This window comes from Pseudomonas sp. MWU15-20650, from assembly GCF_023242475.1.
GTDB lineage: Bacteria > Pseudomonadota > Gammaproteobacteria > Pseudomonadales > Pseudomonadaceae > Aquipseudomonas.
Genome location: NZ_JALJFG010000020.1, coordinates 74,497 through 98,243, shown reverse-complemented (window position 1 = coordinate 98,243; position 23,747 = coordinate 74,497). Strand labels below are relative to the sequence as shown.

The window sequence follows — 23,747 nt, the reverse complement described above, 5'->3', positions numbered from 1 at the left end:
ATGGTATTGGGGCGTGCCCCCTCTCACATTCCCGGTTTGTTCAGTTGGAAACGTCGGCAATGGCTTGCGCCAGCAGCGTCAAGCGCGTTGCATCAATCCCGGCCACGTTGGCCCGACCTGAGCTGACCATATACACACTGTGCTTCTCACGCAGTTGTTTGACCTGCTCGGCACTCAAGCCGGTATAGGAAAACATCCCGCGCTGCGCACCAATATGCGCAAATCGCTCGGCCAAGCCATGGGGCGCCAAGGCTTCCACCAGCCCGGAACGCAACTGCGCGATCCGCGAGCGCATGGCTTCGACTTCCTCACTCCAGCGCTTTCTCAGCTCGGCGTCACCGAGGATGGTGGCGACCACGGCCGCGCCATGATCCGGCGGTGTCGACCACAGGTTACGCGCGATATTCGCCAGTTGGCTGCGCACATCCACCAGTTTTTCTGCATCCGCCGCGCACACGATCAATGCGCCCACGCGGTCGCGGTACAGGCCGAAGTTTTTCGAGCAGGAGCTGGTGATCAACACTTCCGGCAACTCGGCGGCAAACAGCCGCACCGCCCAGGCGTCCTGCTCCAGGCCATCGCCGAAACCCTGGTAGGCAAAGTCGATCAAGGGCAGCAGCTGGCGCTCGCGCACGATGTGCAAAACCTGGTGCCAGTCATCCTGGGACAGGTCGAAGCCGGTCGGGTTATGGCAGCAGGCATGCAGCAGCACCACATCGCCTTTGGGTACCGTGGACAGGCTTGCCAGCATCGCCGCCACATCCAGGCGATTGTCGGCGCCTACGTACGGATAATGACTGACCTTGAGGCCCGCCTTGGCGAAGATGGTTTCGTGGATCGGCCAGGTCGGGTTGCTCAACCACACGCCACGGCCGGGCAGGCTGTGGGCGATAAAATCGGCGCTCAGGCGCAGGGCGCCAGTGCCACCTGGGGTTTGGGTGGCACCGGCACGGCGCTCGCGGATCAATGCCGAGTCGGCGCCGAGTACCAGCTCAGTGATCAGTCTGCCGAACGCCGGATCACCGTGGCCACCGATATAGGTCTTGGTGGCTTGCGTGTCGACCAGGCGCTGTTCCGCCAGCTTCACCGAATGGGGAATCGGCGTCAGGCCCTGGTCGTCCTTGTACACACCCACGCCCAGGTCGAATTTGTTCGGGTGGGTGTCCTGGGCATACAGGTCCATCAGCCCGAGGATCGGGTCGCCGGGCACGCGGCCAATGGCATCGAAATGCATTACTTGCGGCCCTCGGCGTCCTTGGCCACTTCGTCGGTGCGCGCGGCCATGATGAAGTCGTTGCGGTGCAGGCCCTTGATGGAGTGGCTCCACCAGGTCACGGTGACTTTGCCCCATTCGGTGAGCAGGCCAGGGTGATGGCCTTCGGCTTCGGAGATTTCACCCATGGCGTTGGTAAAGGCCAGGGCGAACTTGAAGTTCTTGAACAGGAAAACCTTTTCCAGCTGCATCACGCCGTCGCGCACTTCGATGTTCCAGTCGGGAATCTGCTTGAGCAGTACCGGCAGTTCTTCGTCGCTGACTTGTGGGGCGTCGGCGCGGCAGGCTTCACAGTGGGCTTGGTTCAAGGTGGTCATGTCGGTGTCCTGAATTCGAGTGTTTGAAAAACGGTCGTCAGTGGCGTCACCCTAAAGCAACGCGGGGCCAGGGAACAGACTCACCTGGCTTTAAAAGCTGAGGCTCACGCGGCCTTGGGTTTAGGTGGGAATTTCGGTGCGTGCAGCCCCAACGCCATCCCGCGTTCAACCATGCCCATGATGTCTTCCTGCGCCACTTCGAACAGGCGCTTGAGCTCGGGCAATACGAAATACAGCGGTTGCAGGATGTCGATGCGGTACGGCGTGCGCATCGCTTCCAGCGGGTCGAAGGCTTGGTGTTCGGGTTCGTCCGACAGGCAATACACGCTTTCTTTAGGCGACGACAGAATGCCGCCACCGTAGATGCGCCGCCCTTGGGGCGTTTCCACCAGGCCGAACTCGATGGTCATCCAGTACAGGCGCGCCAGGTAGACCCGTTGCTCCTTGGTGGCCGCCAGGCCGAGCTTGCCGTAGGTGTGGGTGAACTCGGCGAACCAGGGGTTGGTCAGCAGCGGGCAGTGGCCGAAGATCTCGTGGAAAATATCCGGTTCTTGCAGGTAGTCCAATTCTTCGCGAGTGCGAATAAAGGTCGCCACCGGAAACTGCTTGCTGGCGAGCAATTCGAAGAAGGTCTGGAAAGGGATCAGCGCCGGCACGCGGGCGACTTGCCAACCGGTGGTTTCGGCCAGCACTTTGTTGATTTCACCCAGTTGGGGAATGCGATCCAGGGGCAGGCCGAGCTTGTCGATGCCGTCCAGGTATTCCTGGCAGGCGCGGCCCTCGATCACTTTCAGCTGACGAGTGATCAGGGTGTTCCACACCGCATGTTCTTCCGGCGGGTAGTGGATAAAACCTTGCGCATCGGGCTCGCGGGCCACGTATTGCGTCTGCTTCATACGGCTCTCCTGCTAGGCATTCGTTCTTGTTATGTCCTGCGATGCATCTATTGATAACCCGAACAGCGCCGGATTCCATCGCGGTCTTGCCTGGGTGTGTAGGAAAAATCACCGGTTTTCGTAAAGTATTCGTTACGGGTATGCGCCTTATCTGTGTCTTGGGCTGTGAAAAGGTGACTCGCTGTCACATAATCTTGACGACTATCTGCGCCCAGCGGCAAAAAGACGCGGCGCCTCCCTACTTTTCGAGCCTTTCCATGCGTATCAAAGTGCACTGCCAGAACCGCATCGGCATCCTGCGGGACATCCTCAACCTGTTGGTGGGGTACGGCGTCAACGTCGCCAAGGGCGAGGTCGGCGGTGAGCATGGCAATGCCATCTACCTGTTCTGCCCGAACCTGGTGAACATGCAGTTCCAGGCACTGCGCCCGCAGTTCGAGGCGATTGCCGGTGTATTCGGCGTCAAAAGGGTGGGGCTGATGCCCAGTGAACGTCGGCATATGGAGCTCAATGCGCTGCTGGGTGCGCTGGAGTTTCCGGTGCTGTCCATCGACATGGGCGGCTCTATCGTCGCCGCCAACCGTGCGGCGGCGCAGTTGCTCGGGGTGCGGGTGGATGAGGTGCCGGGTATTCCGTTGTCGCGCTATGCCGAGGATTTCGATTTGCCCGAACTGGTGCGCGCCAGCAAGTCGCGGATCAATGGCCTGCGGGTCAAGGTCAAGGGTGATGTGTTCCTGGCGGATATCGCGCCCCTGCAATCCTCCGAACACGATGACAGCGAAGCCATGGCCGGCGCGGTGTTGACGCTGCACCGTGCCGACCGGGTCGGTGAACGTATCTACAACGTGCGCAAGCAAGAACTGCGCGGTTTCGACAGCATCTTCCAGAGCTCCAAGGTCATGGCGGCGGTGGTGCGCGAAGCGCGGCGCATGGCACCGCTGGATGCGCCGCTATTAATAGAAGGCGAAACCGGCACCGGCAAAGAGTTGTTGGCCCGCGCCTGTCACCTGGCCAGCCCACGCGGGCAATCGCCATTGATGGCGCTTAACTGCGCCGGTTTGCCTGAGTCGATGGCCGAGACCGAGCTGTTCGGTTACGGCCCCGGTGCCTTTGAAGGCGCGCGTGCCGAAGGCAAGCTCGGGCTGTTGGAGCTGACGGCGGGCGGTACGTTGTTTCTCGACGGTGTGGGGGAAATGAGTGCGCGGTTGCAGGTGAAGTTGCTGCGCTTCTTGCAGGACGGTTGCTTTCGTCGGGTCGGCAGTGATGAAGAGGTGTACCTCGACGTGCGTGTGATCTGTGCGACTCAGGTGGACTTGTCCGAGCTCTGCGCACGCGGTGAGTTTCGACAGGACCTGTATCACCGCTTGAACGTGCTGTCGTTGCATATCCCGCCTTTGCGCGAATGCCTTGACGGCCTCGCGCCGTTGGTCGAGCACTTCCTGGATCAGGCCAGCCGACAGATCGGTTGCCCGTTGCCCAAGCTGGCCCCGGCGGCGATGGAGCGGCTCAGTCATTACCATTGGCCGGGCAATGTGCGGCAGTTGGAAAACGTGCTGTTCCAGGCGGTGTCGTTGTGTGAGGGCGGCACGGTCAAAGTTGAGCATGTCCGGCTGCCAGACTATGGCGTGCGCCAGCCGCTGGGTGATTTTTCCCTGGAGGGGAGCCTGGAAGATATCGTCGGGCGCTTTGAGAAGGCTGTGTTGGAAAGCCTGTATGCCGAACACCCGAGTAGTCGGCAGTTGGGCAAGCGCCTGGGGGTGTCGCACACCACCATCGCCAACAAGCTGCGCGATTACGAAGTACTCAAGTCCGATAAATAGTTTGCTGACTCAGCGCGGCCAAAAAATGTGGGAGGGGGCTTGCCTTTCTACCTTGAGAATTACCTGCTCTCAGGCTTGCAGATAGCGCAGCACCGACTCGCAAACCAGAGCATGAATAACTCACTGTAGAAACCCAACGAAAAATGTGGGAGGGGGCTTGCTCCCGATGGCGGTGTATCAGTCAGCAGATGCTTAGCCGACAGACCGCAATCGGGAGCAAGCCCCCTCCCACATGGGTTGCCTTTCTACCTTGAGAATTACCTGCTCTCAGGCTTGCAGATAGCGCAGCACCGACTCGCAAGCCAGAGCATGAATAACTCACTGTAGAAACCCTCCCACATTGGATCTTTGTCGCTTGTGAGACTGGTGTTTGCCGCTGGCGGCAGTAGTCCGCCGTTTTTTCGACTGTTTTTTCCATCCCTATTTCAAATATCTCCACGAAACCCCCGCACCGCCTGGGCTCCAGCCTCTTTTGAAAAGTTGGTTCGCAAATTGCTTAAGCCTCATCAGTACAGCGGTGGGCGGCAAGCGTCCGTCAGAAAGAGGAAAGAGCGTGGACAAGTACCTTTATGTGGCAATGACCGGCGCCAGCCAGAATGCACTGGCGCAGAAGGCCCATGCCAACAATCTGGCGAACATTTCCACCAACGGTTTCCAGCGCGACCTTGAGCAGGCGCGTTCGATGCCGGTGTTCGGTGACAGCTTTCCGGCGCGGGCATTTGCCATGACCGAGCGGCCGGCCACTGACTTCTCCCCAGGGGCCATGATTGAAACCGGCCGTGACCTGGACGTGGCCGTCAGCGGCGATGGCTGGATGGCCGTGCAAACCCCGGATGGCAGCGAAGCCTACGTGCGCAGCGCCAGCATGAATGTGGATGCGCTGGGGGTGCTGCGGGCCGGCAACGGTATGCCGATCATGGGCAACGGTGGTCCGATTGCCGTACCGCCCCAGCAGAAAATCGAAGTGGGCTCGGACGGCACCATCAGTATCCGCGCAATGGGCGAAGGCCCGCGGGTGATGGCGGAAGTGGACCGCATCAAGATGGTCCAGCCCGACCTCAAGAACATGACTAAAGCCTTGGACGGCACCATCCACACCAAGGATGGCAAGCCGGCCCAGGCCGACGCGAACGTCAAGCTGACGTCAGGCTTCCTGCAAGCGAGCAACGTCAATGCCGTTGAAGAAATGACGGCGGTGCTGGCGCTTTCCAAGCAGTTCGAGCTGCACATCAAAATGATGAACAGCGCTAAAGAAGACGACCAAGCGATGACCCGCGTTCTGGCGATGAGCTGATAGCAGCGTTATTGACCGATTACTAATTTTGCAGCGCAGCGCCAACAAACAGGCGCACGAAGGAGAACAGCATGCTTCCGGCTCTATGGGTTGCCAAAACAGGTTTGTCCGCCCAGGACACCAACCTGACCACCATTTCCAACAACTTGGCCAACGTGTCGACCACGGGTTTCAAACGTGATCGCGCCGAGTTCCAGGACTTGCTCTATCAGATCAAACGTCAGCCAGGCGCCCAGTCGACCCAGAACAGCGAACTGCCGTCGGGCCTGCAACTGGGTACCGGTGTGCAGATCGTCGGCACCCAGAAGAACTTCAGTGCCGGTAACCTGCAACAAACCGGTCAGCCGCTGGACATGGCCATCAACGGCCGTGGCTTTTTCCAGGTCCTGCAGCCGGACGGCACGACCTCCTACACCCGTGACGGTACGTTCCACCTGGACTCCAACGGCCAGATCGTGACTGCCAACGGCTTTGCCCTGGAGCCCGCGATCGTCGTGCCTGCCGATGCCAAGACCTTCACCGTCGGTAACGACGGCACCGTGTCCATCACCGTGGCCGGTAACCCGGCATCGCAAGTGATCGGTAACCTGCAAACCGCCGACTTTATCAACCCGGCGGGCCTGCAGGCCACGGGCAACAACCTGTTCCTGGAAACCGCCTCCAGCGGCGCGCCGCAAATCGGCACCCCTGGCCTGAACGGTTTCGGCACCACCCTGCAAAGCACCCTGGAAACCTCCAACGTCAGCACGGTTGAGGAGATGGTCAACATGATCACGACCCAGCGCGCCTACGAGATGAACTCCAAGGTGATTTCCACCGCCGACCAGATGCTTTCGTTCGTAACGCAGAATCTGTAATCAAGTCTATGGGGCGCCCTTGAGGGCGCCTGCAACACCGTGAGGTTAGGGTCATGAATCGCTATGTTTCTGTTCTGGCATTGAGTGGGATCGCCGTGCTCGCGGGCTGTGTCGCCCCGACGCCGAAACCCAATGACCCGTACTACGCGCCGGTCTTGCCACGCACGCCGTTGCCGGCAGCGGCCAACAATGGCTCGATCTACCAGGCCGGTTTTGAACAGAACCTGTACAGCGACCGCAAGGCGTTCCGCGTCGGCGACATCATCACCATCACCCTGAACGAGAAGACCCAGGCCAGCAAGAACGCCAACTCGCAGATTGGCAAGACCAGCAAGACCAGCATTGGCCTGACCTCACTGTTCGGCGGCGTGCCGAGCACCAATAACCCGTTGGGCGATGGCGACCTGAGCCTGAATGCCGGTTACAGCGGCGACCGCGCCACCAACGGCAAGAGTGCCGCAGGGCAGGGCAACAGCCTGACGGGTTCGATCACCGTGACCGTGGCCGATGTGCTGCCCAACGGCATCATTGCCGTACGCGGTGAAAAGTGGATGACGCTCAATACCGGCGACGAGTTGGTGCGCATTGCCGGCATGGTCCGCGCCGATGATATTTCCACTGACAACACCGTTTCCTCGACGCGAATTGCCGATGCACGCATCACCTACTCGGGTACGGGTTCGTTTGCCGATGCGAGCCAGCCGGGCTGGTTTGACCGTTTCTTCCTTAGCCCGCTGTTCCCTTTCTAGGTGGCCACTTTGAAACTCAAACAGCTGATGGCGGCGGCCCTGTTGCTTTCCTTGAGCGCGGTGGCCCAGGCCGAACGCCTGAAGGACATCGCCAGCATTTCCGGCGTGCGGTCCAACCAGTTGATCGGCTACGGCCTGGTGGTCGGGCTTAATGGCACGGGTGACCAGACCACCCAGACCCCATTCACCCTGCAAACCTTCAATAACATGCTCTCGCAGTTCGGCATCAAGGTGCCGCCAGGTTCGGGCAACGTACAGCTCAAGAACGTCGCAGCGGTGTCGATCAGTGCCGATTTGCCGCCGTTCGCCAAGCCCGGGCAGGTGGTGGACATCACCGTGTCGTCCATGGGCAACTCGAAAAGCCTGCGCGGCGGCACGTTGCTGATGACGCCGCTCAAAGGTATCGACGGCAACGTCTATGCCATCGCCCAGGGCAACCTGGTGGTGGGCGGTTTTGATGCCGAAGGTCGCGACGGTTCGAAGATCACCGTCAACGTGCCGTCGGCCGGCCGGATCCCGGGCGGCGCCTCGGTAGAGCGCACCGTGCCCAGCGGTTTCAACCAGGGCAACAGCCTGACCCTGAACCTCAACCGCTCTGACTTCACCACCGCCAAGCGCGTGGTCGACAAGATCAACGACATGCTCGGCCCGGGCGTGGCCCAGGCCATCGACGGCGGCTCGATTCGCGTGACGGCGCCGCTGGACCCAAGCCAGCGTGTCGACTACTTGTCGATCCTGGAGAACCTTGAGGTTGACCCGGGCCAGGCGGTGGCAAAGGTCATTATCAACTCGCGTACCGGCACCATCGTGATTGGCCAGAACGTCAAGGTGTCGCCGGCGGCGGTGACCCACGGCAGCCTGACCGTGACCATCACCGAAGACCCGATCGTCAGCCAGCCTGGGCCGTTGTCCAATGGCCAGACGGCAGTTGTGCCCCGTTCACGGGTGAATGCTCAGCAAGAAGCCAAGCCGATGTTCAAGTTCGGCCCCGGTACCACCCTGGACGAGATTGTCCGTGCGGTGAACCAGGTGGGCGCAGCCCCTGGCGACTTGATGGCGATCCTCGAAGCCCTGAAACAGGCCGGCGCCTTGCAAGCCGACCTGATAGTGATCTGAGGCCATGGCCATGGATATGCGCAAGAGCGGGATCAGCAGCACGGCGGATTCGGGGTCTTACTCCGACTTGAACCGGCTTAACCAGCTCAAGGTCGGTGCCGACAAGAACAGCGAAGGCAATATGCGCAAGGTGGCGCAGGAGTTCGAATCGCTGTTTCTGAGCGAGATGCTCAAGTCCATGCGTTCGGCCACCGAGGCCCTGGGCAAGGACAACCCGCTGAACACCCCGGCCGCCAAGCAATACCAGGAAATGTACGACCAGCAACTGGCCGTCTCGATGTCCCGTGAAGGTGGCGGTATCGGTCTGGCGGACGTGCTGATGCGCCAGATGCAGAAGAACAAGCCGGTGGACGCCCAGGCCGCCACCCTGCAAGGCCCGGCGGCGGATGCGCCGGTGAAGAAAGTCGATGTGCCGACTGAAATCGCCGCAGGCACTAAAGCTGAGGGCCCACTGGGTCGCGCCAATGGCCAGCGTCCTCTGTGGGCGTATCGTGTCGCCGTCCCCGAGGGCAGCAATACCCACGCCAACGACATGGCGCTGATGAACCAGCGCCGTATCGCCTTGCCGAGCAAGCTGACCGATCGTCTGCTTGCCGGCATCGTGCCGAACACGGATGTGGCGGGCGTCGCAAAAACCGCGCCACTGCGCAACAGCGCTGCCGATGACAATGTGGTCAACAGCAGCGCGCACAGCTTTGCGGTGCAGAGCGGGCGCATGCAGGTCTATGGCCGCGCCATTGCCCAGCCGCCGCTGGCGCCCGCGAAGAAAGCGTTCAGCTCGCAGGATGAATTTGTCGCCACCATGCTGCCGATGGCCAAGGCGGCGGCGGCACGTATTGGCGTCGATCCGAAGTACCTGGTCGCCCAGGCGGCGCTGGAAACCGGTTGGGGTAAATCGGTGATGCGCGCCCAGGACGGCAGTAGCAGCCACAACCTGTTCGGTATTAAAGCCGGCCAGAGTTGGCAGGGTGGCAAAGCGCGTGCCATCACCAGCGAGTTTCGCGATGGGGCGATGGTCAAGGAGACGGCGCAATTCCGCTCCTACAACTCCTACCAGGACAGCTTCCATGACCTGGTGACGTTGCTGCAAAGCAATGATCGCTATAAAGAAGTTGTGAAATCAGCCGACAACCCGGAACAGTTTGTACGCGAGTTGCAAAAAGCCGGTTATGCAACCGACCCGGATTACGCCAGCAAGATTTCGCAGATCGCAAAAACGATGAACAGTTACCAGAATTACGCTGCCGCTGGCGCAACCACACATTTATAAGGTCTGAACCATGAGTTTGCTCAGTATCGGGATGTCAGGGCTCAACGCCGCTCAAGGATCGCTGTCGGTCCTGAGTAACAACATTGCCAACGTCAATACCCCGGGATACTCGCGTCAGCAGACCACCCAGAACGCCAACGCCAACAACCAATACGGTGGCGTGTTCATCGGCAGCGGCACGACCCTGGCGGATGTGCGCCGCATTTATAACGATTTCCTCGGTGCTGCCTACCAGAGCAGCACCGCGCTCAACAGCGATGCCTCCGCCTACGCAGGCCAGGCCGCTGCGATCGACAAGACCCTGTCGGACAAGTCCACCGGCATGTCCGCCGTGCTCAGTGCGTTCTTTGCCTCTTTGCAGACCGCTGCGGCGACGCCGAGTGATGTGTCTGCACGGCAGTTGTTGATCACCAGTGCCCAGACCCTGAGCAACCGTTTCAATGCGATTTCCACGCAGTTGACCCAGCAAAAAGAAGGCATCAACGCCCAACTGAGCACCATGAGTGACCAGGTCAACAAACTGACCTCGTCGATTGCTTCGCTGAACGGCCAGATTTCCCAGGCCCAAGGCTCGACGACCAGCGCCCCGGCCAACCTGCTGGATGCGCGCAATGAGGCGGTGCGTTCGCTCAACGAACTGATCGGCGTGACCGCAACCGAAAAGAACGGCCAACTCAGCATCACCACCGGCACCGGGCAATCGCTGGTCGAGGGTAATGTCGCCAATACCATTTCGGCCGTCCCCAGCAAGAGCGACAACAGCCAGTACACCCTTCAGCTGAACATGGGCGACGTGCCGATGGACATCGGTAATGTGGTCAGTGGCGGCAGCATCGGTGGACTGTTGCGGTATCGCAGTGATGCGTTGATTCCTGCGATCAACGACTTGGGGCGCATTGCCATTGCCGCTGCCGACAGCGTCAACAGCCAACTGGGGCAAGGGTTGGACCTGAACAGCGATTTCGGTTCCTCGTTGTTCAGTGATATCAACAGTGCAGCCGCTATCTCCCAGCGCAGCCAGGCCGCCTCCGGTAACAGCGCAGGCTCGGGCAACCTGAACGTAACGATTGCCGACAGCAGCAAGCTGTCAACGTTTGACTACAAGGTCACCTTCACCAGTGGCAACCAGTACAACGTGGTGCGGTCCGATGGCAAGGCCATGGGCTCGTTCGACACCACCACGGCACCGCCGCCGGTGATCGATGGTTTCACCCTGGCGTTGAATGGCAACGGGCCTGTCGCGGCCGGTGACAGCTTCAAGGTCAGCCCGACGGCCAACGGTGCCAGCGGTATCAGTGTCGACCTCAAGGACCCGAACAAACTCGCATTCGCCGGGCCATTGGCCGGCAATGCCAGCAAGACCAACACCGGCACCGGCGCATTCACGCCGCCGACATTGACGGTGCCGATCGATATCAACGGCGGCGCCGCTACCGCTCAACTGCGCACCGGGATCGAAAACTCGATGCCGGTGAAGATGGTGTTCGGCAATCCAGCGGCGGACGGTACTCAGTCGTACACCGTCAATGATGCCCAGGGCAACGCCATCGGCACCGGCAGCATCATCCCGGGCCAAGGCAACAAGATCACCGTGAATGTGCCGATGCGCGATGCTACCGGCACGTTGATTCCAGGCCAGAGCTTCAGCTTTGACACCACGGTGTCCGGTTCGCCCGCCAACGGCGACAGCACCACCTTTTCGTTCAACAGTGGCGCCACTTCCGACGGCCGCAACGCCCAGCAGTTGTTGGGGTTGCAGACCAAGGCGACGGTCGGTGCGGTGGATGGCAATGCGGGTGTCAGCCTGGTCAGTGCCAACAGCCGGCTGGTCTCCCAGGTCGGTTCCAAGGCTGCCCAGGCCAACACCGACAGCACCGCCACTGCGGCCTTGCTGGCGGCGAACAAGGCGGCCAGCAACTCCGTGTCCCAGGTCAACCTGGACGAGGAGGCGGGCGACATGATCAAGTTCCAGCAGTACTACACCGCGTCGTCGCAGATCATCAAGGCCGCGCAAGAAACCTTCAGCACACTGATTAACGCCCTTTAAAGGAGTCTGGAACGATGCGTATCTCTACACAGCAGTATTTCGACACCAGCTCCAGCAAGTATCAGGACAACTACGCGGGTGTGGTGAAGGCTCAGGACCAGGCGAGTTCCGGTGTGCGTGTGCAGACCGCTTCGGATGACCCGGTCGCGGCCGCTCAGTTGCTGATGCTGCAACAGCAGAAAGACATGCTGGGGCAATACAGCGGCAACATCACCAGCCTGCAAAACTCGCTGACCAACGAAGAAAGCGTGCTGCAAAGCATTAACCTCGCGTTCGGAACCGCTCAGAACTTGGCATTGCAGGCCGGTAACCTGCAGCTCAGCGACGACGATCGCAAGGCGCTTGCCAGCCAGGTAGGGGCGCTTGAGGATCATGTGCTGGGTCTGCTCAACTCCAAGGACTCCAGCGGCAATTACATGTTCTCCGGGGCCAAGACTGATACCCCGCCTTACAGCCGTAACAACGATGGCACCTACACCTATCAGGGGGATGAGACGCCGCTGAGCCTGCAAGTATCGAGCAACCTGACGATTGCTGCGGGCGACACCGGCAAGGCACTGCTCGAGAGCTCGTCCAACACCGGTCGCACCCAAGCGACGCTGTTGCCGCCGTCGGTCAATGACGGTTCGGTCGCGATCTCGGCTGGCCTGGTCACCTCCGGCACGGCGTACACCAAGAGTTTTGCCGATGGCCAGCCTTATAAGCTGACCTTCGCCAGCAGTACCCAATACAGCGTGACCGATAAGGACGGTAACGACGTTACCTCTGAAATCACCGGCAACGGTACATTCGATGCCACCAAGGAGGGCGCTTCGAGCGTCAACCTGCGCGGGGTCATGTTCGACATCCGCCTGAACCTGGGCCCGGATGTTGCCACGGGTGCTCCTTCTGATGCCCTGGTGGCCGGCAAGGCGTTCACGCTGGAAAGCAAGCCGGACACTTTCAGCGTCTCGCGCACGGCCAGCAATGCGTCCACGGCGCAACTGACCGGTGGTAGCGTGACGGATCAGGCTGCTTACGCCAGTACCTTTCCTAATTCGGGCGCCGTCATCAAGTTCACCAGCGGCACCGACTATCAGGTGTTCGCCCAGCCGTACAGCGCCAACAGCAAGGCCATTGCCAGCGGTACCATCGCGGCGGGCGCGACGTCGATCACCACCGCTGGGGTGACCTTTGGCATAAGCGGCACGCCGGGCGCCGGTGACCAGTTTTCGGTTGGTGCCACCAGTAATAAGAATATGAACGCCCTGGACACCCTGGGCCAGTTGCGCAAGGCGCTGCTGGCGCCTGCGGAGGGCAACCAGGTCGCCAAGAACGCGCTCAAGGATGCGTTGAACACCACGATCGGTAACCTGAGCAACGCTTCGGCGCAAATCGACCAAGTGCGCGGTTCGATTGGTGCACGCCAGAACGCCCTGGATATTCAAGGCCAGGAAAACACCAGCCTGGGCTTGGCCAACACGTCTACGATGTCGTCGCTGGCGAACGTCGATATGGGGCAGGCAGCCATCGACCTGACGCTGCAGCAGACCATGCTGCAAGCCTCGCAACTGGCCTTCGTGAAAATCTCCCAGTTGAGCCTTTTCAGCCGGATGTAATCGGCGGCAGAGTACGCGGCTCACCCTGGCAACAGGGTGGGCCGTTGTCGTTTTAGCGCAGGGAATGTTGCAGGGTTTTGCATAAAGCGCACAAAATTGAGTGACCTGTGAGTCATAAAGCGCATCTTCACTGTATCGTGTGAAAAGGATAAGTCGCCCGAAGGTCTTTACTGGACGGCTTTCAGCGAGTTTTTTACGGGGTTATCCCCTTTATTGTCAGCACTCCCGGCGTAGCCCGAGGGGTGTTCTCCAGCTATTTAGTATTGGGAAGCCACAATGATTGGCATAAAAAGCATCGCCAGTTACGTGCCGGCAGACGGGATCGATAATTACGCCCAGGGTGCCAAGTTCGCCAAGGATGAAGAATTCATCATCGGCAAGATCGGTTCGGCGTTCCTGCCTCGCAAGGACGCTGCGCAGGAAACCTCCGACCTGTGTGTCGAGGCGGTCAATGCCTTGTTTGCCAACAACCCGCAATTGAAGCGCGAATCCATCGACGCGCTGATCGTTGTGACCCAGAACGGCGATGAAGAGGGCTTGCCCCATACGGCCGCTATCGTCCAGGACAAATTGGGCCTGCCTACGCACGTGGCGGCGTTTGATATCTCCCTGGGCTGCTCCGGCTATGTCTACGGCATCTACGCGATGAAGGGCTTCATGGAAGCCACCGGCCTGAAAAATGGCCTGCTGATCACCGCCGATCCGTATTCGAAGATCGTCGACCCGCAAGACCGCAACACCACCATGCTCTTCGGCGACGCCGCCACCGCCACCTGGATGGGCGAAGAGGCTCCCTGGTTGCTGGGCAAGTCCAAGTTCGGCACCGACGGTTCCGGGGCGCCGCACCTGAAGGTCAGCGATGGTGTGTTTTTCATGAATGGCCGCCAGGTGTTCAACTTTGCCTTGCTCAAAGTGCCGGCGCATCTGCATGAGCTGCTCGACGAGTCGGGGCTCAAGGCTGACGAAATCGATGCCTTCTGCATTCACCAGGGCAGCGCGGCGATCGTGGATGCCGTGGCCCGGCGTTTCGAAGACGCCCCGGTTGAGAAGTTCATCAAGGATATGGTCGAGACCGGCAACACCGTTTCGTCGAGCATTCCTCTGTTGCTGGAAAAGCACATGATGGATGCCGACTGGAAGCGTGTCGCCATCAGTGGGTTTGGTGTGGGCTTGTCGTGGGGTTCGGCGATTCTCTATCGTTCGTGAGGCGTTGATCGTGCTGCACAAAAAGACGCCCAGGCTCGAAAGAGCCTGGGCGTTTTTTATTTGGCGCCAGAAAATCCAGCAAATGCGGGGGGTTGAGCTATCGTAAACGCTTGAATTGCAAAGGGTGGCATCGTGCTAGTAAAAAAAATCAAAAAAGTCCTCAAGCAACTTGCTTTCACGACGATAACTATTACGAAGGTTCTCTAGGCCACACCCGGCGGTTGCCAGGGCCGGAAGCCGCAGTACACCACCCACGAGGATTTCGTCATGACTTTAACAGTAAACACTAACCTTGCTTCGTTGACCGTACAGAACAACCTGAACAAGGCTTCCGGTGCCCTGCAAACCTCCATGCAGCGTCTGTCCTCCGGCCTGCGTATCAACAGCGCCAAAGACGATGCGGCCGGCCTGCAAATCTCCAACCGTCTGACCAGCCAAATCAACGGCCTGGGCGTTGCGATCAAAAACGCCAACGACGGCAGCTCGATTGCTCAGACCGCTGAAGGCGCGATGCAGCAGTCCACCAACATCCTGCAAAGCATGCGTACCCTGGCTCTGCAATCCGCTAACGGCTCGCCAAGCGCTGAAGACCGTAAGTCGAACCAGGCTCAATACGCCGCTCTGACTGCTGAATTGACCCGTATTGCAACCACCACTACTTTCGGTGGCAAGAACCTGCTGGACGGTTCGTTCGGTACGACTTCGTTCCAGGTCGGCGCCAACGCCCACCAGACCATCGACATGAGCATCGGTAACGTTGCAGCCAACAACATTGGTTCGCAGCAGCTGAAAACCCAATCCCTGACGCCTTCGGCAACAGGTATTGCTGGTGGCGCGATCACCGTTACCGGTGGTGGCCAGTCTGCAACCGTTACCCTGGCAGCTGGCGCTTCCGCCAAGCAGATCGCTGCTCAAATGAACGGCGCCGTCGGCGGCCTGGCTGCTACCGCCAGCACCGAAGCTCAGTTCACCGTGAACGCGGCTACCATTGGTGCTGCTACTCCTCCGAACGCTAACTTCACCCTGCAAGTGGGCAGCGGTGCAGCCGTTCAGTTCACTGGCGTGACCAGCACTTCCGACCTGGCTAGCCAACTGGCGTCCAACGCTGCCAAGCTGGGCATCAGCGTTAACTACGATTCGTCGACCAACGCTCTGTCGGTTAAATCCGACACCGGTGAGAACCTGACCTTCAACGCGGGTGACGGCGGTGCTGCTGGTATCTCGGTTGCAACCAAAGACGGCACCGGTACCTACGGTGCTGCTACTGCACTGGCCGCCACCGCGATCATTGCTACCGGTGCTGTTTCGCTGAACTCCTCCAGCAGCTACGCGCTGAACGGCCCGGGTGTAGCCGGTGTGTTCGCTGCCGGTGCTGCTACCGCTGCCAACTCCACCAAAACCACCGTCAACAACACCGACGTGACTACCGCTGCCAACGCGCAAAACGCGATCGACGTGATCACCCAGGCGATCTCGGACATCGACTCCCAGCGTGCTGGCCTCGGTGCTGTACAAAACCGTTTCGACAACACCGTTGCCAACCTGCAGAGCATTGCAGACAACTCCAGCGCCGCTCGCGGTCAGATCCAGGACGTTGACTACGCTGCAGAAACTGCTCAGCTGACCAAGCAACAAACCCTGCAACAGGCTTCCACTGCGATCCTGTCCCAGGCCAACCAACTGCCTTCCGCTGTACTGAAGCTGCTTCAGTAATAGCCATGGGTAGATGACTGACGGAAGGGCGCGTTTACGTGCCCTTTTGTCTTTTGCATGATGAGGAGATTGGACATGGACATGAGCGTCAAGTTGAACCTGTCTTATCCGGCAGTGGCGCCACAGAGTGCTCCTGCTCCTGTAAGTGCCGACCCGCAGAGAGCCAAGGTAGATCCTACGGTTGCCGCGGTGCAAACCAAGCAAGACTCGAAGCCGTCCGACCTTGAACAGGCGGTCACGGATATTCGCAATTTCGTTCAGGCTGCCCAGCGCAACCTGGAATTTTCCATCGATGACTCCACCCATCAAGTGGTGGTCAAGGTCATTGCGACCGAAAGCGGCGAGGTGATTCGTCAGATTCCTTCGGAAACTGCGTTGAAACTCGCACAAAGCCTTCACGACGCCAGCAGTGTGTTGTTTGACGCGAAAGTCTGAGCTGGCATGAATTTTGTTGCTGAAGCTGCTTGAGGCGTCGTCCGTCAAGAAAGCGCCAGCCCCGGATCAGGAGAACAGTCATGGGTGATATAACGGTTAGCGGCCCAGTTACGAACATCGATACCCAGTCGATCGTGACGGCATTGGTGAACGCGGAACAAGCACCCAAGCAGTCGCAGATCAACAAACAGACGCAAACGTCGACCGCCCAGCTGTCTTCGATCGGCAAAATTCAAGCAGCACTTGATGCGTTCCGCGGCGCCATGGACAACATGTCCAAAGACGCCAGTATCGGCGGTTTGGCGGCAACGACCTCGGATAACAACGTCTCGACCGTCACCCTGGGCGCCGGCGCCTCTGCGGGCAGTTACCAGTTGGTGGTCAACCAATTGGCAACCGCCTCGAAGGTGGCTACCCAGACTTATGTGGGGGGGGCAAAGACGGTCGTCAATACGGGCACTACCTCGACGACCCTGGAGATTTCCCAATCCGGTAAGAGCTATGGTGTCAGTGTTCCGCCGGGCGCAACGTTGCAGCAGGTGCGTGACTCGATCAACGCGCAGTACAGCAGTGCAGGTCTGAGCGCTAACATCCTGACTGACGCCACCGGTTCCCGTCTGGTCATGACGTCGACCAATACCGGTGTTGGCACCGACATTACCCTTGGTGGTAATACCGGCATGGAGGCCGGAACGTCAGTCGTGACTGCGCCGCAGAATGCGAAGTACACCATTGACGGCACCGCTCAGGAATCCAAGAGCAACACCCTGAGCGACGCGATCAGCGGCGTGACCATCAAGTTGACGGCGGTGTCGCCTCTGCCTGCTGGCATTACGGACCCTAATGCTCAGCGCGTAGCGTCGACCATCACGGTCGCGCGAAGCACAGACACCCTCAAAAGTTCGGTGAAGGGTTTTGTCGATACCTATAACGCCTTGATCACTGCGATCAGCACTGAGACCGCAGTAACCACCAACGCTGATGGTTCCACGACGCCTGCCGCGCTGACGGGCGACGCTACCCTGCGTACCCTGACCTCGGCCGTCCGCACCGAGCTGAACGCGTTGGGGGGGACAGGGTCGTTGAAATCCCTGGCCCAGTTCGGTGTGAACACCGACCAGAAGACCGGTAAGCTGAGTATCGACGATAAGCTGTTCAGTGCGGCTGTTGCGACCAACCCGACTGATATCGGCGGCATTTTCAACGGTGACACGGGGCTGCTGGCTCGGATGAAGTCCGCGACTGACAGCTACGCGCTGAGTGGCACCGGGGTTCTCGCCACGCGTTCGTCGACGCTCTCGGCAAACATCAAGGACCTGCAAACCCAGCAAGACACTTTGACTGCGCGCATGGCGGCATTGAAGACGAGCTTGACGGCCAAATACACCACGATGAACAACCTGGTCGCCCAGCTCACCAGCCAGCGCTCCAGCGTCATGACCACGCTTAATGCGCTGAATAGTCCGAAGACCAGTTGATCCTCACTGAGGTTGCCCGACAAGGCGATTACCTTGATCGGGCGTGCCCTTCGCCAAACCATCGGCTTAAAGTTTTTTGCGACACCGTCGACATAATAATCAGAGCCCATTCTTTTTAGCTGTTGCCTGTCACGAGGTAGAAACATGAATCCCATGAGAGCCCTTCGCCAATACCAGAAGGTCAATTCCCATGCCCAGGTCTCCGAGGCCAGCCCGCACCGTCTGGTGCAGATGCTGATGGAGGGCGCGTTGGATCGCATGGCTCAGGCCAAGGGTGCCATGGCTCGTGGTGATATCGCGCAAAAGGGCTTGTTGCTGGGCAAGGCGATCGACATCCTGATTGGCTTGCGTGACGGCTTGAACCCGGAAAAAACCGATGATCCGGCCGCGCTGCAGCAATTGGATAACCTGTATGCCTACATGACCACGCGTTTGCTGGAAGCCAACAGCAAGAGCGATGTCACGATGATCGATGAAGTGGCCGGCCTGATGATTACGCTCAAGGAAGGCTGGGACGGTATTGCAACACTGTAGGCCCTCGGGCCTGAGGATGATGTCATGAGCCACGCCCTGCAACGGATTGACGAGACCCGCGAAGCCTTGGTCGATGCATTGGCACAACGTAACTGGGACGCCATCGGTGAACTGGATATGGGTTGCCGTGCGGTCATCGATGAGGCGCTTAATAATGCGCCGGTGGACGAAGACGCCCTACGGGAAAAGCTGGAGAGCTTGCTGGCGGTGTATCAGCAGTTGCTTGAGGTGACGACTGGCGAGCGCCAGGCGATTTTCGAAGAGATGTCGTTGATCAACCGAGCGGAAAGTGCGTCAAAGGTTTACCATCTGTTCGGTTGAATGGCTCAGTTAATCCCGAACGGCGCGTCATATATTTGACTGTGCCAGCATTTTTGACTTAACTAGTGCTGTTTTCAGATTTCAGGCGTCTAGTAAGGTAATAAATCTTACATCCGTCTAGATTGCCCTCACTCTGGGGCAGAAGCGTTTTACTAGGGAAGTTGCTATTGCATGTGGCGTGAAACCAAAATTCTGCTGATTGATGACGATAGCGTCCGTCGCCGCGATTTAGCGGTGATTTTAAATTTTCTCGGTGAAGAAAATTTGCCCTGCGGTAGCCATGATTGGCAGCAGGCGGTCAGCTCTTTGTCATCGAGCCGTGAAGTCATTTGTGTGCTGATCGGGACGGTAAACGCTCCTGGCGCAGTTCTGGGCCTGTTAAAGACACTGTCGACCTGGGATGAGTTCCTTCCCGTGTTGCTGATGGGCGATATTTCTTCCGTTGACCTTCCGGAAGACCAGCGCCGTCGCGTGCTTTCCACCCTGGAAATGCCGCCCAGCTATAGCAAATTGCTCGATTCCCTGCACCGTGCCCAGGTCTATCGCGAGATGTACGACCAGGCCCGTGAGCGCGGTCGTCACCGTGAGCCCAACCTGTTTCGCAGCCTTGTCGGCACCAGCCGTGCGATCCAGCACGTGCGTCAGATGATGCAGCAAGTGGCCGACACCGACGCCAGTGTGTTGATCCTGGGCGAGTCGGGCACCGGCAAGGAAGTGGTGGCGCGTAACCTGCACTATCACTCCAAGCGTCGTGACGGGCCCTTCGTGCCGGTCAACTGCGGGGCGATCCCCGCGGAGCTGCTGGAAAGTGAACTGTTCGGCCACGAGAAGGGCGCCTTTACCGGGGCAATCACCAGCCGTGCCGGGCGTTTTGAACTGGCCAATGGCGGCACCCTGTTCCTTGACGAAATCGGTGACATGCCACTGCCGATGCAGGTCAAGCTGCTGCGTGTGCTGCAAGAGCGTACCTTCGAGCGTGTGGGCAGCAACAAGACCCAGAGCGTTGATGTGCGCATCATCGCCGCGACCCACAAGAACCTCGAAAGCATGATCGAGGTTGGCAGCTTCCGCGAAGACCTGTACTACCGCCTCAACGTATTCCCGATCGAGATGGCTCCGCTGCGTGAGCGCGTGGAAGACATCCCGTTGCTGATGAACGAACTGATTTCGCGCATGGAGCACGAAAAGCGCGGTTCGATCCGCTTCAATTCGGCGGCGATCATGTCGCTGTGTCGCCATGGCTGGCCAGGTAACGTTCGTGAGCTGGCCAACCTGGTGGAGCGTATGGCGATCATGCATCCCTATGGTGTGATCGGCGTGGTCGAGTTGCCGAAAAAATTCCGCTACGTCGATGATGAAGACGAGCAACTGGTGGACAGCCTGCGCAGTGACATGGAAGAGCGGGTGGCCATCAACGGCCATACCCCGGATTTCGGTGCCACGGCCATGTTGCCGCCAGAGGGCCTGGACCTGAAAGACTACCTCGGCAACCTCGAGCAAGGGCTTATCCAGCAAGCCCTGGACGACGCCAACGGCATCGTCGCCCGTGCTGCTGAGCGTCTGCGTATCCGTCGAACCACCCTGGTGGAGAAGATGCGCAAGTACGGTATGAGTCGCAAAGAGGGTGATGAACAGGCGGAGGATTGACGCCTGTTTTTTAACCTGCTGATTTGTAAGTAGTTTTTTTTCGGCACGGGTATTGCTACAGCCCTCGCAACGTTCCGTTTAACTGACGGTCAGCCAAGCGAGAGAGCATGATGCCCCACGCCGCCCAACTATCTTCGGTCCCTGAGCTCCAGGGGCTTGTCCCGTCTGTAGAGCAGCAGAGCCGGCAGGGTCTTGAACAGGCGTTTTCGCTGTTCAACCAGATGTCCAGCCAACTGACTGACTCCTACAGCCTGCTGGAGGCGCGGGTCTCCGAGCTTAAAGGCGAGTTGGCCGTCGTCAGCGCCCAGCGCATGGAAGAGCTGGCGGAGAAAGAGCGCCTGGCCAACCGTCTGCAAAACCTACTGTCACTGCTGCCGGGTGGTGTGATCGTCATCGACGATCAGGGCCGCGTACGCGAAGCCAACCCGGCTGCCTGCGACATGCTCGGGCTGCCGCTGGAAGGCGAGCTGTGGCGCGAAGTCATTACCCGTTGCTTCGCGCCCCGTGAAGACGACGGCCATGAAATCTCCCTCAAAGATGGGCGCCGCCTGTCCATCGCCACCCGTTCCCTGGACGCCGAGCCTGGCCAACTGGTGTTGCTCAACGACCTGACGGAAACCCGTCACCTGCAAGACCAGCTGGCCCGGCATGAGCGGTTGTCGTCGTTAGGGCGGATGGTCGCTTCTTTGGCGCATCAGATCCGTACGCCACTCTCGGCGGCGTTGATCTACGCCAGTCATTTGACTGATGAGCAACTGCCGGCCGCCACCCATCAACGATTTGCCGGGCGCCTCAAGGAGCGCCTGCATGAACTGGAGCACCAGGTGCGCGACATGCTGGTGTTTGCCCGCGGTGAGTTGCCACTGACCGACCGCATCACGCCTGCCGGCTTGATGCAGTCCTTGCAGGCGGCAGCTGCCACCCATGTTCAGGATGCCAACCTGCGTTGGCAGTGTGACAGCCACCAAGGCGAGTTGCTGTGCAACCGTGACACGCTGGTCGGCGCGCTGCTCAACCTGATTGAAAACGCCACCCAGGCCAGCGGCCCGGGCGCACGGCTCAAGGTGCACCTGTACACCCGCGAGCAAACCCTGCGCCTGTGCATCAGTGACAGCGGCAGTGGCATTGACCCCGTGGTGCTGCAGCGCCTGGGCGAACCCTTTTTCACCACCAAGACCAACGGTACCGGCTTGGGCCTGACCGTGGTCAAGGCAGTGGCACGTGCCCATCAGGGAGAATTGCAACTGCGTTCCCGGTTGGGGCGTGGCACCTGTGCATTGATGACCTTGCCGCTGTTTTCTGGCGCGGCAAGCGCGGAGTAGAAGAGCATGGCAATCAAGGTTTTATTGGTGGAAGACGATCGCGCCCTGCGTGAGGCACTGGCTGACACGCTGCTGCTGGCGGGCCATGACTACCGTGCGGTGGGCTCTGCCGAGGACGCCTTGGAGGCTGTGGAGCAAGAGTCTTTCAGCCTGGTGGTCAGCGACGTGAACATGCCTGGCATGGATGGTCATCAATTGCTCGGCCTGCTGCGTGCGCGCCAGCCGCAACTGCCGGTGCTGCTGATGACCGCCCACGGCGCCGTGGAACGTGCGGTGGACGCCATGCGCCAAGGTGCGGCGGATTACCTGGTCAAGCCGTTCGAGCCCAGGGCGTTGATCGAACTGGTCGCCCGGCATGCCCTGGGCGTGATCCCGGCCATCGAGGGTGAAGGTCCGATTGCCTTTGAGCCGGCCAGCGCGCAATTGCTGGAGCTGGCCGCCCGAGTGGCGCGCAGCGATTCCACCGTGTTGATTTCCGGCGAGTCGGGCACCGGCAAGGAAGTGCTGGCGCGTTATATCCACCAGCAATCCAGTCGCGCCAAACAGCCCTTTATCGCCATCAACTGCGCGGCAATTCCCGACAACATGCTGGAAGCCACCTTGTTCGGCCATGAAAAAGGCTCGTTCACCGGCGCCATTGCGGCCCAGGCTGGCAAGTTCGAACAGGCTGACGGCGGCACGATCCTGCTTGACGAAATTTCGGAAATGCCCCTGGGCCTGCAAGCCAAATTGCTGCGGGTCCTGCAGGAGCGGGAAGTGGAGCGTGTGGGCGCACGCAAGCCGATCCAGTTGGATATCCGTGTGGTGGCCACCACCAACCGTGACCTGGCGGGTGAAGTGGCGGCGGGGCGCTTCCGTGAAGACTTGTTCTACCGGCTCTCGGTATTCCCCCTGGCCTGGCGCCCGTTGCGTGAGCGCCCGGCGGATATCATTCCGCTGGCTGAGCGCCTGCTGAATAATCACGTCAAAAAAATGAAGCATGCCCAGGCGCGGTTGTCGGCCCAAGCCCAGGCCTGCCTGATCGGTTACCCCTGGCCTGGCAACGTGCGTGAGTTGGATAACGCCATCCAGCGCGCGCTGATTTTGCAGCAGGGCGGCTTGATCCAGCCGCAAGACTTCTGCCTGGCCATGGGCAGCGGCGCTGCACCGTTGCCGAGCCTGGCGCCGGCACCGGTCGCCGCTGAAGGGGAGTCAGTCGGCGCCCTGGGCGATGACCTGCGCCGCCGCGAATTCCAGATGATCATCGACACCCTGCGCACCGAACGGGGTCGTCGCAAAGAGGCGGCCGAGCGCCTGGGTATCAGCCCCCGCACCCTGCGTTACAAGCTGGCGCAGATGCGCGACGCGGGAATGGACGTGGAAGCGTATCTTTTCGCGACATAACAAATACATAGGCCGACAGGGTTTGTCGCCTTTTCTTACGAATCGCCACGGATCTGGCACCCTTGTTGCTACCACCCCTAGCAACCGCTGCGTAGTGTCAAAAAATTGCGGGTCGTCGGAGAGAGAAGGTCATGAGCCAGGGTATTGAGTTCAATCGGTTGATGTTGGATATGCGCTCCATGCAAATGGATGCCATGGCTCAACCGAAATCCGTCGCGCCAGCGCCGGAATTGGGCCAAAGCAGTTTTGCCGACATGCTCGGTCAGGCAATCAACAAAGTCAGTGATACCCAGCAAGCGTCGAATCAGTTGGCCACCGCCTTCGAGATTGGCAAGAGCGGCGTGGACCTCACCGATGTGATGGTCGCTTCGCAAAAGGCCAGTGTTTCCTTTCAAGCCTTGACCCAAGTACGTAACAAGCTGGTTCAGGCTTATCAAGACATCATGCAGATGCCGGTTTAAGGACGAGATT

21 protein-coding genes are annotated in these 23,747 nt (G+C 59.7%); 18 read left to right on the top strand and 3 right to left on the bottom strand.

Annotation, left to right across the window (positions count from 1 at the left end):
• Positions 1 to 40 precede the first annotated feature (40 nt).
• The 3 genes from M5B43_RS16565 to phhA form a co-directional block, all read right to left on the bottom strand.
• On the bottom strand, positions 41 to 1,234 hold the full coding sequence (locus M5B43_RS16565) for an amino acid aminotransferase (protein ID WP_248751096.1): 1,194 nt from the start codon (positions 1,232 to 1,234) through the stop codon (positions 41 to 43).
• Positions 1,234 to 1,590 carry a 4a-hydroxytetrahydrobiopterin dehydratase gene (locus tag M5B43_RS16560; RefSeq protein ID WP_010208721.1) on the bottom strand — a complete coding sequence of 119 codons (357 nt, stop codon included), beginning with the start codon at positions 1,588 to 1,590 and terminating at the stop codon, positions 1,234 to 1,236. Before M5B43_RS16560 ends, M5B43_RS16565 begins: the two co-directional genes overlap by 1 nt.
• 104 nt (positions 1,591 to 1,694) lie before the next feature.
• Positions 1,695 to 2,486, bottom strand: coding sequence for a phenylalanine 4-monooxygenase (phhA, locus tag M5B43_RS16555; protein ID WP_248751095.1), 792 nt, complete (start codon positions 2,484 to 2,486; stop codon positions 1,695 to 1,697).
• 257 nt (positions 2,487 to 2,743) lie between these two features.
• Between phhA and M5B43_RS16550 the strand changes: the two genes are divergently transcribed.
• The 18 genes from M5B43_RS16550 to fliE all read left to right on the top strand — a co-directional run bounded on the left by M5B43_RS16550 (position 2,744) and on the right by fliE (position 23,737).
• Positions 2,744 to 4,306 (top strand): sigma-54-dependent transcriptional regulator, encoded by a 1,563-nt coding sequence (locus M5B43_RS16550; RefSeq protein WP_248751094.1) that lies wholly within the window; start codon positions 2,744 to 2,746, stop codon positions 4,304 to 4,306.
• Between the two features lie 553 nt (positions 4,307 to 4,859).
• Positions 4,860 to 5,600, top strand: coding sequence for a flagellar basal body rod protein FlgF (locus M5B43_RS16545; RefSeq protein ID WP_248751093.1), 741 nt, complete (start codon positions 4,860 to 4,862; stop codon positions 5,598 to 5,600).
• Positions 5,601 to 5,671: 71 nt separating this feature from the next.
• On the top strand, positions 5,672 to 6,457 hold the full coding sequence (gene flgG, locus M5B43_RS16540) for a flagellar basal-body rod protein FlgG (protein ID WP_248751092.1): 786 nt from the start codon (positions 5,672 to 5,674) through the stop codon (positions 6,455 to 6,457).
• Between the two features lie 53 nt (positions 6,458 to 6,510).
• Positions 6,511 to 7,206, top strand: coding sequence for a flagellar basal body L-ring protein FlgH (gene flgH / locus M5B43_RS16535; RefSeq protein ID WP_248751091.1), 696 nt, complete (start codon positions 6,511 to 6,513; stop codon positions 7,204 to 7,206).
• Positions 7,207 to 7,233: 27 nt separating this feature from the next.
• On the top strand, positions 7,234 to 8,322 hold the full coding sequence (locus tag M5B43_RS16530) for a flagellar basal body P-ring protein FlgI (protein ID WP_078738632.1): 1,089 nt from the start codon (positions 7,234 to 7,236) through the stop codon (positions 8,320 to 8,322).
• Between the two features lie 4 nt (positions 8,323 to 8,326).
• Positions 8,327 to 9,592, top strand: a complete 1,266-nt coding sequence (gene flgJ, locus M5B43_RS16525) for a flagellar assembly peptidoglycan hydrolase FlgJ (protein WP_248751090.1) — start codon at positions 8,327 to 8,329, stop codon at positions 9,590 to 9,592.
• Between the two features lie 10 nt (positions 9,593 to 9,602).
• A complete protein-coding gene (gene flgK, locus M5B43_RS16520) occupies positions 9,603 to 11,639 on the top strand; it encodes a flagellar hook-associated protein FlgK (RefSeq protein WP_248751089.1) in 2,037 nt (678 codons plus the stop codon).
• Positions 11,640 to 11,653: 14 nt separating this feature from the next.
• Positions 11,654 to 13,237 (top strand): flagellar hook-associated protein 3, encoded by a 1,584-nt coding sequence (locus tag M5B43_RS16515; RefSeq protein ID WP_248751088.1) that lies wholly within the window; start codon positions 11,654 to 11,656, stop codon positions 13,235 to 13,237.
• Between the two features lie 276 nt (positions 13,238 to 13,513).
• On the top strand, positions 13,514 to 14,443 hold the full coding sequence (locus M5B43_RS16510) for a ketoacyl-ACP synthase III (protein ID WP_248751087.1): 930 nt from the start codon (positions 13,514 to 13,516) through the stop codon (positions 14,441 to 14,443).
• A 267-nt stretch (positions 14,444 to 14,710) separates the two neighbouring features.
• Entirely contained in the window at positions 14,711 to 16,156 is a 1,446-nt protein-coding gene (locus tag M5B43_RS16505) for a flagellin (protein ID WP_248751086.1), read from the top strand.
• A 75-nt stretch (positions 16,157 to 16,231) separates the two neighbouring features.
• Positions 16,232 to 16,591, top strand: a complete 360-nt coding sequence (locus M5B43_RS16500; RefSeq protein ID WP_248751085.1) for a flagellar protein FlaG — start codon at positions 16,232 to 16,234, stop codon at positions 16,589 to 16,591.
• Positions 16,592 to 16,671: 80 nt separating this feature from the next.
• Positions 16,672 to 18,069 carry a flagellar filament capping protein FliD gene (gene fliD / locus M5B43_RS16495; RefSeq protein ID WP_248751084.1) on the top strand — a complete coding sequence of 466 codons (1,398 nt, stop codon included), beginning with the start codon at positions 16,672 to 16,674 and terminating at the stop codon, positions 18,067 to 18,069.
• 144 nt (positions 18,070 to 18,213) lie between these two features.
• The gene (gene fliS, locus M5B43_RS16490; RefSeq protein ID WP_078834283.1) at positions 18,214 to 18,603 is read left to right on the top strand and encodes a flagellar export chaperone FliS; all 390 of its coding nucleotides are present in this window, start codon (positions 18,214 to 18,216) and stop codon (positions 18,601 to 18,603) included.
• A 24-nt stretch (positions 18,604 to 18,627) separates the two neighbouring features.
• Positions 18,628 to 18,924 (top strand): flagellar protein FliT, encoded by a 297-nt coding sequence (locus M5B43_RS16485; RefSeq protein ID WP_248751083.1) that lies wholly within the window; start codon positions 18,628 to 18,630, stop codon positions 18,922 to 18,924.
• Positions 18,925 to 19,095: 171 nt separating this feature from the next.
• Positions 19,096 to 20,571 (top strand): sigma-54 dependent transcriptional regulator, encoded by a 1,476-nt coding sequence (locus tag M5B43_RS16480; RefSeq protein ID WP_248751082.1) that lies wholly within the window; start codon positions 19,096 to 19,098, stop codon positions 20,569 to 20,571.
• Positions 20,572 to 20,681: 110 nt separating this feature from the next.
• On the top strand, positions 20,682 to 21,893 hold the full coding sequence (locus tag M5B43_RS16475; protein ID WP_248751100.1) for an ATP-binding protein: 1,212 nt from the start codon (positions 20,682 to 20,684) through the stop codon (positions 21,891 to 21,893).
• Positions 21,894 to 21,899: 6 nt separating this feature from the next.
• Positions 21,900 to 23,276, top strand: coding sequence for a sigma-54 dependent transcriptional regulator (locus M5B43_RS16470; RefSeq protein WP_248751081.1), 1,377 nt, complete (start codon positions 21,900 to 21,902; stop codon positions 23,274 to 23,276).
• Positions 23,277 to 23,407: 131 nt separating this feature from the next.
• Complete coding sequence (gene fliE, locus M5B43_RS16465) at positions 23,408 to 23,737, top strand: flagellar hook-basal body complex protein FliE (protein WP_016972029.1); 330 nt, start codon at positions 23,408 to 23,410, stop codon at positions 23,735 to 23,737.
• The last annotated feature ends 10 nt before the right edge of the window (positions 23,738 to 23,747 follow it).

Excerpts from the sequence above, each read along its gene's own strand:
- M5B43_RS16550 (WP_248751094.1), top strand. The coding sequence starts at position 2,744 with ATGCGTATCAAAGTGCACTGCCAGAACCGCATCGGCATCCTGCGGGAC.
- flgH (WP_248751091.1), top strand. The coding sequence starts at position 6,511 with ATGAATCGCTATGTTTCTGTTCTGGCATTGAGTGGGATCGCCGTGCTC.
- M5B43_RS16480 (WP_248751082.1), top strand. The coding sequence starts at position 19,096 with ATGTGGCGTGAAACCAAAATTCTGCTGATTGATGACGATAGCGTCCGT.
- M5B43_RS16475 (WP_248751100.1), top strand. The coding sequence starts at position 20,682 with ATGCCCCACGCCGCCCAACTATCTTCGGTCCCTGAGCTCCAGGGGCTT.
- M5B43_RS16565 (WP_248751096.1), bottom strand. The coding sequence starts at position 1,234 with ATGCATTTCGATGCCATTGGCCGCGTGCCCGGCGACCCGATCCTCGGG.
- M5B43_RS16560 (WP_010208721.1), bottom strand. The coding sequence starts at position 1,590 with ATGACCACCTTGAACCAAGCCCACTGTGAAGCCTGCCGCGCCGACGCC.
- M5B43_RS16505 (WP_248751086.1), top strand. The coding sequence starts at position 14,711 with ATGACTTTAACAGTAAACACTAACCTTGCTTCGTTGACCGTACAGAAC.
- fliS (WP_078834283.1), top strand. The coding sequence starts at position 18,214 with ATGAATCCCATGAGAGCCCTTCGCCAATACCAGAAGGTCAATTCCCAT.
- phhA (WP_248751095.1), bottom strand. The coding sequence starts at position 2,486 with ATGAAGCAGACGCAATACGTGGCCCGCGAGCCCGATGCGCAAGGTTTT.
- fliD (WP_248751084.1), top strand. The coding sequence starts at position 16,672 with ATGGGTGATATAACGGTTAGCGGCCCAGTTACGAACATCGATACCCAG.
- flgG (WP_248751092.1), top strand. The coding sequence starts at position 5,672 with ATGCTTCCGGCTCTATGGGTTGCCAAAACAGGTTTGTCCGCCCAGGAC.
- M5B43_RS16485 (WP_248751083.1), top strand. The coding sequence starts at position 18,628 with ATGAGCCACGCCCTGCAACGGATTGACGAGACCCGCGAAGCCTTGGTC.
- fliE (WP_016972029.1), top strand. The coding sequence starts at position 23,408 with ATGAGCCAGGGTATTGAGTTCAATCGGTTGATGTTGGATATGCGCTCC.
- M5B43_RS16470 (WP_248751081.1), top strand. The coding sequence starts at position 21,900 with ATGGCAATCAAGGTTTTATTGGTGGAAGACGATCGCGCCCTGCGTGAG.
- M5B43_RS16500 (WP_248751085.1), top strand. The coding sequence starts at position 16,232 with ATGGACATGAGCGTCAAGTTGAACCTGTCTTATCCGGCAGTGGCGCCA.
- flgJ (WP_248751090.1), top strand. The coding sequence starts at position 8,327 with ATGGCCATGGATATGCGCAAGAGCGGGATCAGCAGCACGGCGGATTCG.
- M5B43_RS16530 (WP_078738632.1), top strand. The coding sequence starts at position 7,234 with ATGGCGGCGGCCCTGTTGCTTTCCTTGAGCGCGGTGGCCCAGGCCGAA.
- M5B43_RS16510 (WP_248751087.1), top strand. The coding sequence starts at position 13,514 with ATGATTGGCATAAAAAGCATCGCCAGTTACGTGCCGGCAGACGGGATC.
- flgK (WP_248751089.1), top strand. The coding sequence starts at position 9,603 with ATGAGTTTGCTCAGTATCGGGATGTCAGGGCTCAACGCCGCTCAAGGA.
- M5B43_RS16515 (WP_248751088.1), top strand. The coding sequence starts at position 11,654 with ATGCGTATCTCTACACAGCAGTATTTCGACACCAGCTCCAGCAAGTAT.